This window comes from Glycomyces artemisiae, assembly GCF_003002955.1.
Lineage (GTDB): Bacteria > Actinomycetota > Actinomycetes > Mycobacteriales > Micromonosporaceae > Glycomyces > Glycomyces artemisiae.
Genome location: NZ_PVTJ01000015.1, coordinates 87,309 through 101,527 on the forward strand (window position 1 = coordinate 87,309; position 14,219 = coordinate 101,527).

General features: G+C 71.0%; 14 protein-coding genes, 1 tRNA gene and 1 pseudogene. 7 read left to right on the forward strand and 9 right to left on the reverse strand.

Annotated features, from left to right (window positions below; genetic code table 11):
* Positions 1–113: 113 nt before the first annotated feature.
* On the reverse strand, positions 114–326 hold the full coding sequence (locus tag B0I28_RS25975) for a hypothetical protein (protein ID WP_106366778.1): 213 nt from the start codon (positions 324–326) through the stop codon (positions 114–116).
* 69 nt (positions 327–395) lie between these two features.
* Entirely contained in the window at positions 396–1,802 is a 1,407-nt protein-coding gene (locus B0I28_RS25980; RefSeq protein ID WP_106366779.1) for an aminotransferase-like domain-containing protein, read from the reverse strand.
* On the opposite strand from B0I28_RS25980, the gene B0I28_RS25985 reads away from it, so the two are divergent.
* Complete coding sequence (locus tag B0I28_RS25985; protein WP_106366780.1) at positions 1,801–2,718, forward strand: DMT family transporter; 918 nt, start codon at positions 1,801–1,803, stop codon at positions 2,716–2,718. The two genes, B0I28_RS25980 and B0I28_RS25985, sit on opposite strands and share 2 nt — an antisense overlap.
* Positions 2,719–2,768: 50 nt before the next feature.
* Here B0I28_RS25985 and B0I28_RS25990 read toward each other — a convergent pair whose 3' ends face one another.
* The 3 genes from B0I28_RS25990 to B0I28_RS26000 form a co-directional block, all read right to left on the reverse strand.
* Positions 2,769–3,428, reverse strand: a complete 660-nt coding sequence (locus B0I28_RS25990; RefSeq protein ID WP_146148249.1) for a hypothetical protein — start codon at positions 3,426–3,428, stop codon at positions 2,769–2,771.
* A gap of 85 nt (positions 3,429–3,513) precedes the next feature.
* Complete coding sequence (locus B0I28_RS27535) at positions 3,514–5,493, reverse strand: hypothetical protein (RefSeq protein WP_181245976.1); 1,980 nt, start codon at positions 5,491–5,493, stop codon at positions 3,514–3,516.
* A gap of 129 nt (positions 5,494–5,622) precedes the next feature.
* Positions 5,623–5,704, reverse strand: a tRNA-Leu gene (locus B0I28_RS26000).
* A 155-nt stretch (positions 5,705–5,859) separates the two neighbouring features.
* On the opposite strand from B0I28_RS26000, the gene rph reads away from it, so the two are divergent.
* A complete protein-coding gene (gene rph / locus B0I28_RS26005; RefSeq protein WP_106366782.1) occupies positions 5,860–6,588 on the forward strand; it encodes a ribonuclease PH in 729 nt (242 codons plus the stop codon).
* Positions 6,585–7,169, forward strand: coding sequence for an RdgB/HAM1 family non-canonical purine NTP pyrophosphatase (rdgB, locus tag B0I28_RS26010; RefSeq protein ID WP_106366783.1), 585 nt, complete (start codon positions 6,585–6,587; stop codon positions 7,167–7,169). The genes rph and rdgB overlap by 4 nt, the downstream gene beginning before the upstream one ends.
* Before the next feature lie 29 nt (positions 7,170–7,198).
* Here the strand turns inward: rdgB and B0I28_RS26015 are convergent, their stop codons facing one another.
* The gene (locus tag B0I28_RS26015; RefSeq protein ID WP_106366784.1) at positions 7,199–7,651 is read right to left on the reverse strand and encodes a peroxiredoxin; all 453 of its coding nucleotides are present in this window, start codon (positions 7,649–7,651) and stop codon (positions 7,199–7,201) included.
* A gap of 193 nt (positions 7,652–7,844) precedes the next feature.
* On the opposite strand from B0I28_RS26015, the gene B0I28_RS26020 reads away from it, so the two are divergent.
* The gene (locus B0I28_RS26020) at positions 7,845–8,987 is read left to right on the forward strand and encodes a lytic polysaccharide monooxygenase (RefSeq protein ID WP_181245977.1); all 1,143 of its coding nucleotides are present in this window, start codon (positions 7,845–7,847) and stop codon (positions 8,985–8,987) included.
* A 134-nt stretch (positions 8,988–9,121) separates the two neighbouring features.
* Positions 9,122–10,009, forward strand: coding sequence for a CHAD domain-containing protein (locus B0I28_RS26030; RefSeq protein ID WP_146148251.1), 888 nt, complete (start codon positions 9,122–9,124; stop codon positions 10,007–10,009).
* Between the two features lie 51 nt (positions 10,010–10,060).
* Here B0I28_RS26030 and B0I28_RS26035 read toward each other — a convergent pair whose 3' ends face one another.
* The 3 genes and pseudogenes from B0I28_RS26035 to B0I28_RS26045 form a co-directional block, all read right to left on the reverse strand.
* A complete protein-coding gene (locus tag B0I28_RS26035) occupies positions 10,061–11,707 on the reverse strand; it encodes a DUF885 domain-containing protein (protein ID WP_106366786.1) in 1,647 nt (548 codons plus the stop codon).
* Positions 11,708–11,757: 50 nt separating this feature from the next.
* Positions 11,758–12,240 carry an NADH-quinone oxidoreductase subunit J family protein gene (locus B0I28_RS26040; protein ID WP_425433456.1) on the reverse strand — a complete coding sequence of 161 codons (483 nt, stop codon included), beginning with the start codon at positions 12,238–12,240 and terminating at the stop codon, positions 11,758–11,760.
* A pseudogene (locus B0I28_RS26045) lies at positions 12,147–12,713 on the reverse strand (4Fe-4S binding protein); the annotation flags it as partial. The gene B0I28_RS26040 and the pseudogene B0I28_RS26045, both read right to left, overlap by 94 nt.
* A gap of 193 nt (positions 12,714–12,906) precedes the next feature.
* On the opposite strand from B0I28_RS26045, the gene B0I28_RS26050 reads away from it, so the two are divergent.
* Both B0I28_RS26050 and B0I28_RS26055 read left to right on the forward strand, forming a co-directional pair.
* Entirely contained in the window at positions 12,907–13,383 is a 477-nt protein-coding gene (locus B0I28_RS26050) for a hypothetical protein (RefSeq protein WP_146148252.1), read from the forward strand.
* Between the two features lie 66 nt (positions 13,384–13,449).
* Complete coding sequence (locus B0I28_RS26055; protein WP_181245978.1) at positions 13,450–14,127, forward strand: class F sortase; 678 nt, start codon at positions 13,450–13,452, stop codon at positions 14,125–14,127.
* Positions 14,128–14,219: the final 92 nt, after the last annotated feature.

Sequence of the window (14,219 nt, forward strand, 5' to 3'; positions counted from 1 at the left end):
GCCCTGAATGCCTATCGCCGCAGGCCGCGCCCTTCCTGTGAGCAACCTCAAAGAACTGTAAGAATCGCCTCGCCGAACGCGGGAGCGCCGCCTCGGCGCACCCCCACCGGCCCTCAGAGACGGCTCAGCATCCGCCTGGGCCCCATGGCCTCGTCGATCTCCCGCAGCCGCCGCACGTCATCGCCGCTCCCCTGCCGCAGCACCCGCTCGCGGGCGCGCCGGTACGTGTCGAGCAGCGCGGCCTGCTCCTCCAACGGCAGCAGTCCGGACCGCTCCACGGCCAGCGCCAGAGCCGCCACCCGGTCCACCTCATCGACAGCACTCATGCCTCGAATCTCCGCGATGGAGTCGTCCGCTCGGTGGCGGCAAGGTGAACGGCGGCGCACCTTGCGGCCTCAATCGCTGCCGAGGGCGCGGCCGATGATGCGGGCGGCGTCGGGGAAGGCGGCGGGGTTGGGGCCGGAGTAGTTGAGACGCAGGTAGGCGCCGGTGGGTTCGGCGGGGAACCATTCGTCGCCGGGGACGACGAGGACGCCGGCGGCCTCGCAGGCGCGGGCGAGCGCGGGGAGGTCGGTGCCGTCGGGGAGGCGGGCCCAGAGGTTCAGGCCCCCTTGGGGAATCGCTTCGAGGTGGACTTGCGGCGCGTGGTCGGCGAGGCTCGCGACCATGAGGTCGCGGCGGGCGGCGAGCTGGTGCCTGAGCCCTTTGAGGTGGGTGCGCCAGCCGGGCTGGGTGACGACATCGGCGGCGACGGCCTGGAGGAGGCCGCTGACGTACATGGACTCGGCCTGCGCGTCGGCGAGGATGCGGTCGCGGGCGGGCCCGCGGGCGATGATGGCGGCGACGCGGACGGCGGTGGAGGTGCTCTTGGTGAGGGAGCGGACGTAGACGACGTGGCCGGTGTCGTCGCGGGCGGCGACGGGCCGCGGGTCGGCGGTGATGCCGAACTCGTGGGCCCAGTCGTCCTCGATGAGGAACGCGCCGCGGCCGCGCACGACGTCGAGGACGCGTTCGGTGAGCCGGTCGGTCCAGCGGGCGCCGGTGGGGTTGGCGAAGTTCGGCTGGGCGTAGAACGCGCGGGCGCCGGTGCGGTCGAAGGCCTCGTCGAGGAGGTCGGGGTCGGGCCCGTCGGGCCCTGTCGGTATCGGGACGAGGTCGACGTGCTCCCTTGCGGCGGCGACGATCGCGCCCCAGAACGTGGGCGATTCGACCAGCAGCGGGCGGCCGGGGCCGACGAGCACGCGGAACAGGGAGCTGAGGCCGGTCTGGCTGCCGGGGATGACGATGACGTCGCCGGGCGTGGGCGGCGCTACTCCGGCGGGGGCGGTCTCGCCGAGTTCGGCGGCGAACCAGTGCTGGAGTTCGGGCAGTCCCGCGGCGGGCGGTCGGCTCATCGCGGCGTCGCCGCGGGCGGCGCGGGTGAACGCGGCGCGGACGAGCCGTTCGGGGAGCAGGTCGCGGTCGGGGTAGCCGGAGTGGAGGGCGATCACGTCGTTCCCGGCGGTCTTGAGCGCGGTCGGCAGGCGCGGGACGCGCGCGGGCGGTGCGCCGAGTGCCGCTGTCTGCCAGCGGTAGTCGCTGGGCCTGGCGGTGCGGACGGCGCGCACGAACGTGCCGACGCCGGGCCTGCGCTCCAGGAGCCCTTCGGCGTCGAGGGCCCGGAGGGCCTGCTGGACGGTGACGGGGCTGGCCGCGAATTCGGCGACGAGGTCGCGGGTGGAGGGCAGGCGGGCGCCGGGGGCGGCGCCGGCGATGCGTTCGCGCAGTGCCGCGGCGATCCTCGCGCTGCTATCGTTGACCATGAGAGACAACAGTAGCGCTACTGTCCTGGCGGCGCCACCGCTATCGCGGGCCCGGGCGGGCCTGTGGTGGGGCCTGCTCGGCGTCGTGGCGTTCTCGTTCACCCTGCCGCTCACGCGGATCGCCGTCGACGGCATGTCCGCCCTGTTCATCGGCGCGGGCCGCGCGGCCATCGCCGCAGTGCTCGCGGCGGTCGCGCTGGCCGCGACCCGCCAGCGGCTCCCGACCCGCAGCCAGCGGCGGCGCCTGGTGCTCGTCGCCGCGGGCGTGGTCGCCGGGTTCGGGCTGCTCACTTCGTTCGCGCTGGAGCACACGTCGGCGAGCCACGGCGCGGTCGTCGTCGCGCTCCTCCCCGCCGCCACCGCGGCGATGACCGTGCTGCGCACGAGGGAGCACCCGCCGCGGCGCTTCTGGATCGCGGCCGGTGCGGGCGCGGTCGCGGCGGTCGCGTTCGCCGCCTTGGGGAACGGCGGCCTCGGCTCCCTCGGCTGGCCCGACCTGCTCCTGTTCGCGGCGGTCGCCGCCGCGGCGGTGGGCTACACCGAAGGCGGCCTGCTCGCGCGGGAACTCGGTGCGTGGCAGACGATCTCGTGGGCGCTCGTCCTCGGCTCCCCCGTGATGGCGGCCGCAACTGCCTATGCGCTCGTCGACCAGCCGCTCTCGGCCACCCCCGTCCAATGGGGAGCGTTCGCGTACCTCTCGGCGGTGAGCATGTTCCTCGGCTTCTTCGCCTGGTACCGCGGCCTCGCCCTGGGCCCCATGGCGCAGGTGAGCCAGGTCCAGCTCGTGCAGCCCGTCATGACCATCGCCTGGTCCGCGCTCCTCCTCGGCGAACCGCTCGGCCTCCCCACGCTCCTCGGCGGCCTCGCCGTCGTCGCCTGCGCGGCCCTCGCCGTCAGATCCCGCCTGCCGCAATGAAAACGGCCCCCGCCGGGGAGGCGGCGGGGGCCGTGGTCCGCGGTGCTTTCCTAGTCGTTTTCGAGCGCGTGCCAGACCGGCTCGGTGTCGAGGTCGAGCACGAACGCGACGAGCTGGTCGGGGGTCACGTCGGTCTCACCTTCGAAGGCGCCGAACCAGGCCCAGCTCACCGAGCCGTCCTCGTGGAACACGGCGGCTTCGACGTAGGTGCCGTCGGTCGTGTAGGCGACCACGTCGCCGTCCTCGGTCTCACTGGTCTCGCATGCGGTGTCCGCCGCGGTGCAGCGGAGGAGGTAGTGCGCGTCGTACTCCTCGCCGCCGGTCGAGTCCTGGATGCCCGGAGTGATCCCACCGGGCAGGTAGATCCCGGCCTCAAGCCCGTCGTTCCCCGAGTCGCCCCAGAAGTCGACCTTGAACTTGCGCTGCACCGGGGTCTCGTTCACCCCGTCGATGTAGTAGTTCTGGAGCCGCGTGGCCTCCAGGCCCGCTTCACTGCCCCAGTCTGCGAAGTGCTCCGCGAGCGCCTCGTCGACGTCGGCCTGGAATTCGGCGGTGTACTCGTCCTGGACGAAGTCCCATTGCTCGGAGTACTCCCATCCCTCCTCGGGGATCTCGGTGTCCTGCGCGGAAGCGGCGGTCGCCGGAACGAGCACTGCGGCGGCCGCGAGCGCGGCGAAGGCGGTGCGCTTGGCGGTCTTGGCAACGTACATGAAGATCACCTTTCGGTCGAATCACACGTCACCGTCCATACGCCGCAACGGGTCCGGCGGGTTGCCCCGCCGGACCCGCTTTCGTCTACTTCAGCCCGAAGGACCGGATCGTGGTCTGCTCGACCTCGGTCCCGGCGTCGTCGGTCGCGAAGAACCGGGTGGAGACGGCCTCGGCGCCCTCGGGGAATTCGAGGGTCGCGGTCGCGGTGCCGCAGTCGAGGTCGATCGGGACGTCGATCCAGGTCCCGCCCTCGTCGTAGGAGACCTGGAACGTCATCGACTCGGCGGTGACCGGCTCAGCGCTCTGCTCGACGGCCAGGTCAAGGGTCACGTCAAGCGGTTCGTCGGCGTCGACGTAGCCGCTGTCGACGCCGTCGGCGCTCATCGCCACCACCGGCAGCGACGCCGAAAGGAATTCGTCCTCAGGGATCGCGGCCGGGTCGAGGTCGAACTCCCACGCGAGGGTGTTGTTGGTGCCGAAGGGGACCACGTCGGTGCCTCGGCTCGACTTGGACGTCAGCGTGTAGCGGCCGGCCTTCGGAAGTTCGGCGCTGAACCCCAGCGCCAAGTCGGTGTCGTCGACGCTGCCCAGGACCTCGCCGTCGAGGCTCAGCTCCGCTGTCCCCGTGTAGCCGATGAGGTCGACGGTCTCGCCGTTGTGGCCTCCGGCGGGCCAGAGGACCACCGATCCCCAAGTCGTGTCGCCGTCGTCGGAGAGCACCATCTGGGCGGTCCCTCCGCCGATCGGACCGAAGTTCTCGGCGGCGGCCGTCCTGCCCGCTTCGAGCACCCGGTCCTGGTAGTACCTGCTGAAGCCGTCCAGCATGTAGAAGTCGATCTCGTCGAAGGCACCGAAGTCGCTGTAGCCGCCCCAGGGGGTCTCGGGCCCGGCGGTCCGGTAGTTGGTGCGGGTGGAAGGGGCCGGTGTCGGGATCACGCGGCACCAGCCCCCGAAGGCCGACCCCGGGTTGCCGCTGTCGCAGGTCCTGCCCCTCGTCGCGATGCCGAGGTCGTTGTAGGTGGTCTCCTCGACGGACAGCTCCTCGTCGGCCACGGAGAGCGACAGATCGGCGGGGTAGCTGCCGGTCCCGCCGAACGCGAGGTTGTACAGATACGGCTCCGCCGCACCGTCAGGACTCGCGAACCGCGACTTGTAGACGAAGTCGGTCACATACCCCTCGGGCAGCTCCGGCTCGGGCAGGACGTAGGCGTCGGTGTCCGGACCGAGGAAATAGAGCACTCCCGTCCCGTCCCCCGGTTCATGGAACGGGCCCTGGAACCCGACAGTGATCTGGGAGCCGTCGAACACCGCGTCCGGCTGCTCGACTTCGCTGGTCACCGGAGAGACGTCCGAACCGCCGAAGCGGGTGTCGACCGGATCGTCCTCGACGGTCACGGGGAGGACGCCGGTGACCACCTCGGTCTCCGCTCCGGCCTCGTCCTCGTTCCAGACACCGCCGAAGAGCAGGTACTCGCCCGCGGGGAGCTCGACGGTCCCGGAGCCGGTCTCGTCGAACACGAAACGGCCCCTGTCCCCGGTGGCCGCGTCGTACCACTGGATGAAGTCACCGTCGGGGACGGCGTCCGCGGCGTCTGCGATGGCGACGGTGACCGGCTGGGTCTCAGCCGCCGACTCGGCATGCTCGCCTGCCGGGACGAGGCCGTCGTAGTCGCGGGGGTCGAGTTCGGCCTCCGGAACCGCGGCCGCATCGGTATAGCCGGCCGCCAGCAGCTGCGGCACGTTGTACCGTCGCGGGTCCTCCGCGCCGGATTTCAGCGCCTCGACCCGGTCGGTCGGGACCACGATGCCGTCGTCGAGCACGAGGTACCCGATGTCCTCGCGGCCCGCGGCGGGCTCGAACCCTTTGACGCCGTTCGGCGCCACGGTCACCCGGTCGCCGGTCGGAAGGACGACGGTCCCGGTGACCGCCGTAGCCGATGAAACCGCCTCGGCCGCCGCCGGCGGCCCGGGCTCGTTCGCGTTCGCGAACGGAGTCACGGCCAGCCCGGCCACCGCGAATCCGCCGACGGCCGCCACCGCCGCAATGCTCTTTCGTCTCCGCATGGAGAGTCTCCTCTGAATTGACAGGACGAGAAAGCGCGCACCGCTGACAAGACGCGGCCGATGCCGCGGACGGTTGCTCGGCTTTGCGGGAAATGTCTACATCGAGGACACGGCCGAGAGGGATTGCGGTGCGCGAGGGGGGACTCGAACCCCCACGTCCTAGGACACAGGAACCTAAATCCTGCGCGTCTGCCAGTTCCGCCACTCGCGCGAAGCGCGACGCGGCGGACCGGAAGTGCGGTCGCCGTTCGCGCGCCGGGCACGGGAGCGACCGGGGATGGGGGCCGGTCGGGTCGCGTGCCGGTGCTCTCATTTGAGCAGCAACTAGTGTGTCACACGCCTGTACGCTGCCGTAGGCTGGTCAGGATGACTCGACCTGACAAGCGCGCCGCCGATGAGCTGCGCCCCGTGAAGTTCACCCGCTCCTGGACCGATCACCCGGAAGGGTCGGTTCTGGTCGAATTCGGCCGTACCCGCGTGCTGTGCACGGCGTCGGTGACGCCGGGCGTGCCGCGGTGGCGGCGCGGTTCGGGCGAGGGGTGGGTGACCGCCGAGTACTCGATGCTGCCGCGCTCCACGCACTCGCGCTCCGACCGCGAGTCGATCCGCGGCAAGATCGGCGGACGCACCCATGAGATCTCCCGCCTGATCGGCCGGTCCCTGCGGGCCTGCGTCGATTTCAAGGCCCTCGGCGAGAACACCATCACCCTCGACTGCGACGTGCTCCAGGCCGACGGCGGCACCCGCACCGCCTCGATCACCGGCGCCTACGTCGCGCTGCACGACGCGGTCGACTGGCTCAAGGACCAGAAGCTCGCCCGCAAGCCCGACAAGATCCTCACCACCTCGGTGTCGGCGATCAGCGTCGGCGTCGTCAATGGCGTGCCCGTGCTCGACCTCCCCTACGAGGAGGACGTCGCCGCGTCGGTCGACATGAACGTCGTCTGCACCGGCGAAGGCGACTTCGTCGAGGTCCAGGGCACCGGCGAGGAGGCGGTCTTCAACCGCACCGAGCTGGACCAGCTCCTGGACCTGGCCCTCAAGGGCTGCAAGGAACTCGCCGGCCTCCAGGCCCGGACCCTCCTCAGCTCGTGAAGGTGCTCCTCGCGACCCGCAACGCGGGCAAGGTGGACGAGCTGCGCCAGATCCTCGCCGAAGCGGCCCCGCACGTCGAACTCGTCGGCCTCGACGCCGTGGACGAGTACCCCGAGACCCCCGAGACCGAGCTGACCTTCGCGGGCAACGCCCTGCTCAAAGCCCGCGACGGCGTCAAGCACACCGGCCTCCCCACGATCGCCGACGACTCCGGCATCGCCGTGGACGCCCTCAACGGCATGCCCGGCGTGCTCTCCGCCCGCTGGGCCGGGAGCAGGAAGGACGACGCGGCGAACAACGCGCTGCTGCTCGACCAGCTCTCCGACGTCCCCGACGAGCTTCGCACCGCCAAGTTCGTCTGCGCCGCAGTGATCGCCTACCCGGACGGCCGCGAGACCGTCGTCCACGGCGAGATGCCCGGACGCGTCATCCGGGAGCCCCGGGGCGCCAACGGGTTCGGATACGACCCGCTGTTCGTGCCCGACGGGTTCACGCTCACGAGCGCTGAGATCAGTGCAGCCGAGAAGAACGCGATCTCCCACCGAGGCAAGGCATTCCGCGAACTCGCGACAAAGATCTAGTGCAGAGGCGGCCTTCGGGCCGCCTCTTTCTACTTGCGGGCCTTCAGCAGCTCCAGGGCCTTGTCCGCGTGCGCGCGCATGTTCATCTCGCTCTTCACGACGCCGATGACCTCGCGGCCCGCGCCGATGATGAACGTCTTGCGCTTGGTCGGGACGATGGTGATCTTGCGGCGCACCCCGAACGCCTCGGCGATCTCACCGCCCGTGTCCGACAGGAGCGGGTAGCCCAGGGAGTGCTTGCGCGAGAACTCGGCCTGGCGCTCGACGGCGTCCGTGGAGATGCCCACCGGGGTCGCACCGAGTTCGCCGAACTCGGCGGCGAGGTCGCGGAAGTGGCACGCCTCGGCGGTGCAGCCGGCCGACATGGCCAGCGGGTAGAAGAAGAGCACGACCGGACCGTCGGCGACGAGGTCGTCGAGGCTGCGCGGCGCTCCCGTCTCGTCGGCGAGCGTGAATGCCGGGGCGGTGTCTCCGATGTCCATGGAGCCCAGTCTATCCACGTGGGGGACGCGGGGGACCGGTCCGATCCGCACCGACAGGGGGGGTGATTGCGCTCCGCGCCACAATATAGATACACTCGAATATAGGAATTCGCGTCAGCAGCAGTCCACAAGATCGCGCGCGGGCTCGCAGGGCCTGGTTGGGAGCGCTCCAGACCGGCAGAGGAGTAACTCCATGTCCACCACCGCCACGGCGGTGCTCGGCGGCAGACGCCGCCGCATCGCCGTCGTCATGTCGATGGTGCTGGCCGCAGTAGCGGCCATGACCATTTCGACGCTGTTCACCAAGAGCGACGCGGAGGCCCACGGCGCCACCGTGTTCCCCGGCTCGCGTCAGTACCTGTGCTACTTCGACGCGCTCGGCGGCAACGGAGCGCTCGACCCGTACAACGAGGCCTGCCAGTCCGCGCTGGACCAGGTCGGGCCCACCCCGTTCTACAACTGGTTCGGCAACCTCGACTCCAACGGCGCGGGAAAGACCGTCGGGTACATCCCCGACGGGCAGATCTGCGACGGCGGGGGCCGCGGCCCGTACGACTTCTCGGCGTTCAACGACCCCGGGAACTGGCCGAAGACCCACGTGACCGCGGGCGACACCGTCCAGTGGCGCTACAACAACTGGGCGCACCACCCGGGCCGCTTCGACCTGTACATCACCAAGGACGGCTGGGACCCGTCGCAGCCGCTGGCCTGGGACGACCTGGAGAAGTTCCAGACCTTCACCAACCCGGCCTCCAACGGCGGGCCCGGCAGCGACGACCACTACTACTACGCGAACCTGACGCTGCCGCAGAAGTCCGGTTACCACATGGTCTTCACGCACTGGGTGCGCTCGGACTCCAACGAGAACTTCTACGCCTGCTCCGACGTCGTGTTCGACGGCGGCAACGGCGAGATCTCGGGCGTGCGCCCCGGCACGGACTTCCCGGGCAACGACGGCGGCGTCGTCGACCCGCCGACCTCCGACGACCCCACCTCGGACGACCCGACCGACCCCGGCACGGGCAACCCGGCCGCGATCTGCGCGGCGACCGCGTCCGTCTCCTCCTGGAACGGCGGCGCGACGGTGAACGTCACCGTGAAGAACACGGGGTCCTCGGCGATCAGCAACTGGATGGTCCACTGGATGTGGCCGCCGGGCTCGGGGATCACGATCAGGGACCACTGGAGTTCGACGATCACCACCATGGGCGACATGCAGATGGCCGGTCCGGCCGCCTGGAACGGCACCATCAACGCGAACGGGACGGCGACCTTCGGCTTCAACGTCACCGGCACGTTGACGACGATGCCGGCGATGGACTGCATGCAGGGATGACACCGCGGTGATCGCTCCGGGTGACGTCCGCAGGGCCGAAACCTGAACGATCGTCGAAAAATCCTCGCTTCGGCTCCTCCCCCGGGTACCCCGCTGGAATACTCCATTTCAGCAGGTCTTCCGGGGGAGGAACCATGTCAGCAGCCACTGCGGCCGTCGAACCGGCCGCGCCATCGGGTTCCATGTCGGCGAACACGCGCGCCGGCGCCGTCATCCAGTACTACATCTCCAGCCAGGTCGACGCGCTCAACCGCGCGATCGCCGCCACCGAGCGGCACGCGCCGGGCTCCGCCGCGAGCGTGCGCGCCGTGATCCACCGCCTGCGCACGGCGATCCGCGGCTACCAGCACCTGTTCACCGCCACCCCGCACGGGGGCGTGCAGCTCGACCAGCTCCTGTCCGCGCTCAAGCACACCGAGGACCTGGAGCGCCTCCGCACCCACTTCGCCGACCGCTTCGACCAGCTCGGCCTCACGGTCGCCGAGTACCCGAAATGGTATGGCGCCCTTGACGAAGAGGTCCAGGAGTCCTACCGGCAGATCGAGCGCGTCCACTCGCAGACGTGGGTCGCGGCGCTCCTGGGCCAGGTGCGGATGTTCGCCGAGCACGCGAAGTTCACGCGCGACGGCGACAAGCCCGCGTCCTCGCTCATGGGGGTCGTCTCGAAGGCGAAGATCCACCTGCTCGACACGTACGTGAAGATGAGCCACGCGACCGACCTCGTCGCGGCCCGCGACCAGATGCGCACCGCGGCCCGCGACGCGCACTTCCTCGCCGAGGCCGCCGCGCCCGCGCTGGGCCGCAGCGCCGACGACGTCATCGTCCCGGTGTCCGATCTGGGGCATCTGCTGGTCCAGTACCGGCAGGCCGTCATCGCCCGCAACTGGCTCCTGCGCCTGCCCGGCGCCGACCGCGCCGACCGGCTCACCGCGAGCCTCGCGGACCTGGAGAAGGAGCACCTGCACCAGCTCGGCGAGCAGATCGACCAGGCCGTGGCGGACATGATCGACCGCTGGCAGTAAGAGGACGCGCGAACGGCGGGCGCTCGACAGAGCGCCCGCCGTCTGTCATGGCTACTTCCCGCGCAGCACCGACGCGAGGTTGTCGAGGCCGATCGGGCCCAGGTTCAGGGCCGCGGTGTGCCAGGCCTTGAGGTCGAAGTCCGCGCCGGCGGCGGCCTTCGCCTCGTCCCGAGCGGCGACCCACGCCCGCTCGCCCAGCTTGTAGCAGATCGCCTGGGCCGGCCAGCCCGCGTACCGGACGATCTCCGGGTGGGCCCGGTGCTCGGCGATGCGGCCGCGGGTGGTGAGCACGTCGAGCGCGACGTCGAAGTTCCAGCGGTCGCCGTGGCGCTTCGCCTCGGCGGCGGGCAGCGGCAGGTCCAGGTGCCAGCCGACGTCGATGACGACGCGGGCGGCGCGCAGCGCCGAGCCCTTGAGCATCCCCAGGCGCGTGCCCGGCTCGGTGAACCAGCCGAGGTCGTCGGAGAGCCGCTCGGCGTACAGGGCCCAGCCCTCGGCGTGGCCCGAGACCGAGCCGAAGACCTTCGCGAACCGCGAGATGCCGTCCCCGGCGACCTTGGACTGCCCGATCTGGAGGTGGTGGCCGGGCACGCCCTCGTGGAAGACCGTGGTCAGCTCGGCCCAGGTGCGGAACCGCTCGCGGTCGGCCACGGGCCACCAGGTGCGGCCCGGGCGCGACAGGTCCTCCGAAGGGCCCGTGTAGTACGCGGACCCGGCCGACGAGCCGTGCACGAGCTGCACGTCGAGGTTCATCAGCTGCGGGTCGATGTCGAAGTGGACGCCGTCGAGCGCTTCGAGCGCCCCGCGGTGCTTCGCCTGGAGCCACGCGAGGTACTCCTCGGACGTCTCCACGGCCTCGGTCGCGTCGAGGTGCGCGATGACGTCGGTGAGCCCGGCGCCCGGGAGGATCCGCTCGGCCTCGGCCTCCATCTCCTCCTCGATGCGGTGCAGCTCCTCCCACGCCCACGCGTACGCGTCGTGCGGGTCCAGGACCGCGCCGAGCGTCGAGCGGGCCGCGAGCAGGTACCGCTCCTCGCCCACGCCGTCGTTCGGGGCCGCGTGCGGCGCATAGGTCTGCTCAAGGTACTCGGCGGCCGACGCGAACGCGGCGTACGCGGCCTCGGCGGCCCCGCGCAGGTCCGCGGCCTGCGAGCCGTCGCCGTAGGCCTTCAGGTGCTTGTCGAACACGCGGGACTCGGCGTTGCGGCGGGCCTGCTTGGCGCCTTCGAGCGCCTGGCGCAGCGCCACCGTCTCGCCCGCGTCGATGCCGGCGTTCATCGTCTGGCGCCAGGTCGCGAGCATCTCGGGGATCGCGCGCATGCGCGCGGCGTTGAGCCGCCAGTCGTTCTCGGTCTCGCGCGGCGCGAGGTCGATGTAGCTGACCATGTTCTGGAGCATCCCGTACGGGACCTTCAAAGCGCGGCGCCACTCGCCCGCGTCGTGGCGGTCGACGAAGACCTGGAGGCGCTCGGCCATGTGCAGCCGGGCCAGGTCGTCGGCCGGGCCGGTCGATTCGAGGGCGTTGAGGCGGGTCAGGGTCTCGCGGTAGAGCCGCGCGCGCTCGGCCTCGGCGTCGGGTCCGTAGTCGGTGGCGACGCCGAAGTCGCCCTTGATGCCGGCGGAGCCGGCGAAGGCGGGGTCGAGCCGCGCGTACGAGGTGATGTACTCGTCGGCGAGAGCGAAGATCGGTGAGGTCATGCGCGCTAGCTTACCGCGCGGCTAGGAAGCGTTTGTTTCAAGATCGGCGTTCACCGTGACCTCGTCGAGACCGCCACCGCGCCCACGAGCGCCGCCAGCAGGAGCAGCGACAGGACCTCGAACGGCAGCACCCACTCCGAGAACACCGCCTCCCCCATCGCGGCCGCGTCCCCAGCACCGTTCGCGTCCAGGTCGGCCTTCGACCACCCGAACGCACCCGTGACGGCCGCCGCCAGCGCCAGCCCCACCCCGCCCGCGACCGCGGCCCCGGGCCAGCGCGCCCGATCGAGGTCCTCGGACGGGTCGGTCGGGGCCTTCGTCAGCATCGTCGCGAACAGCAGCAGCACCACGATCGCGCCGACGTACACGAGGACGAGCACCCACGCGAGGAACTCCGCGGCGAGCACGAGCGCGGCCCCGGCGATCCCGGCGAACGCGACGGCGAGCCACAGCCCGGCCCGCACGATCCGGTCGGTGGCGACCACGGCGAGCCCGGCGCCGAGCGCGAGGGCCCCGAACGCGGCGAGCAGCACGTCGGCGAGCGTCACGCGCCCTCCTCCCCGCGCGGCGCGAGGGGCGCGTTCGCGAGCCACTCCCCCAGGTGCTCCTTGTCGTGGAGCAGGTCGCGGATGTCGCCTTCGGCGTACGCGAAGTCGGGGGCCCAGAAGAGGGCGTCGAAGGGGCACACGTCGACGCAGATCCCGCAGTACATGCACAGCGAGAAGTCGATGTCGAAGCGGTCGAGGACGTTCACCTGGCGCGGCCGGGCCGCGCCTTCGACCTCGACGGTCTCCTTGTGGGAGTCGATGTAGATGCACCAGTCGGGGCATTCGCGGGCGCACAGCATGCAGGAGGTGCAGTTGCCTTCGTGGAGGGCGATGACGCCGCGGGTGCGTTCGGGCAGTTCGGGTTCGCGCTCGGGGTACTGGCGGGTGACGGCGCGGCGCGTCGCTGTGCGCGCGGTCGCGGCGAGACCGCCGACCAGACCGCTCCCGGGAAGCCTCATGTCCTCATCGTGGCAGACGGCACCGATGTTTTCCAGACCCGCGGGCCCGGCGTTGTCCGATTCCCGACTCTCCGCACGCGTTCCCGTTTTCCACAGAACCGCCTTGGACCGCGCATTCGAGCCATTACCGTGAGCACTTGACACGTCACATGGAGCCGGGGCGACCCGGCACCGTCCGAGGAGGAACCGTGCCATGCGAATGACGAAGCCCGTCCGCGGGACGCTCGCCGCGCTGGCGCTCAGCGCCGCGATCCTGCTGACCACCGCCGCCCCCGCGAACGCGGCCATCATGGTCACGCTCACGCAGACCACGGGCGTGCAGGGGACCCAGGTCGGGGTCCTGGCCTCCAACTGCAACGACAACGCGACCGGCGACATCGAGGGCGTCGACGTGAGCTTCGCGCTGGTGAAGAACAACAACAACGCGACCGGCACGTTCACCGTCACGGAGGCGATGAAGCCGAAGACGTACACGGTGAAGGTGACCTGCGGCGGGGACACGGCATCGGCGAACTTCACGGTGACGTCGGGCGCGGCGCCCGCGACGGGCGGCGGCGGCGCCGCCTCGGACACGGCCACGATCGTCCTGTGGTCGGGCGCGGCGCTGGTGCTCGCGGCGGCCGCGGGCATGTGGCTGCTGAAGCGCCGCAGCGGCGTCACGGCCGCCTAAATGGACACGGCGCCCCCAGAGGCCGACGAACGACCTGCACACCGGCCGGAACCCGCGTTCCGGCCGGTGGCCGCTGTCGTGCTCTCGATCGTCCTCGCCGGGGGCCTGGGCCTGATGCTCGGGAGCGTCGTGCCGGTGCCGTCGCTGCGCTGGCCGGAGTTCCACTCCCCCTTCAATGACGACCCGTTCGCGGTGGCCGACCCGGCGGGCGGCGACTGGCTGGACCGCTCGGAGCCCACGCGCGTGGACATCGACCGCCTCGACGTGCACGCCCCCTTGACGGCCCTGGGCCTGGACTACCGCGGGAACTTCGAGGTCCCGGCGATGTGGCGCCCGCAGGACGCGGGCTGGTTCGAGCCGGGCCCGACGCCAGGCGAGTTCGGGCCGACGGTGCTCATGGGCCACGTGGACACGAAGAAGGGCCCGGCGGTGTTCTTCGCGGTGAAGCGCCTCAAGGAGGGCGACGAGATCGAGGTGACCCGCGCCGACGGGATCATCGTGGTCTACGAGGTCGCCGATGTGGAGTCGTACTCCAAGCAGCGCCTCCCCTACGAGGACGTCTTCGGCGTCGCCCCGAAGCCCGTGCTCCGCCTCATCACCTGCGGCGGCGAGTTCGACCGCGAGGCGGGCGACTACACGGAGAACATCGTGGTCTTCGCCGACTACGCGGGCCGCCGCGAGGCCACGGAGAAGGACCTCGCCCGCCCCCTGAACGGCAGGGACGACTTCAAGGACCGGGACTAGGTCGTGTTTACGAAGTCGGTTTCCAGTCGAGGATGATCGCGACTTGGATGGTGGCCTGGTATCGGACGGCGAGTTTGTCGAACCTTGTCGAG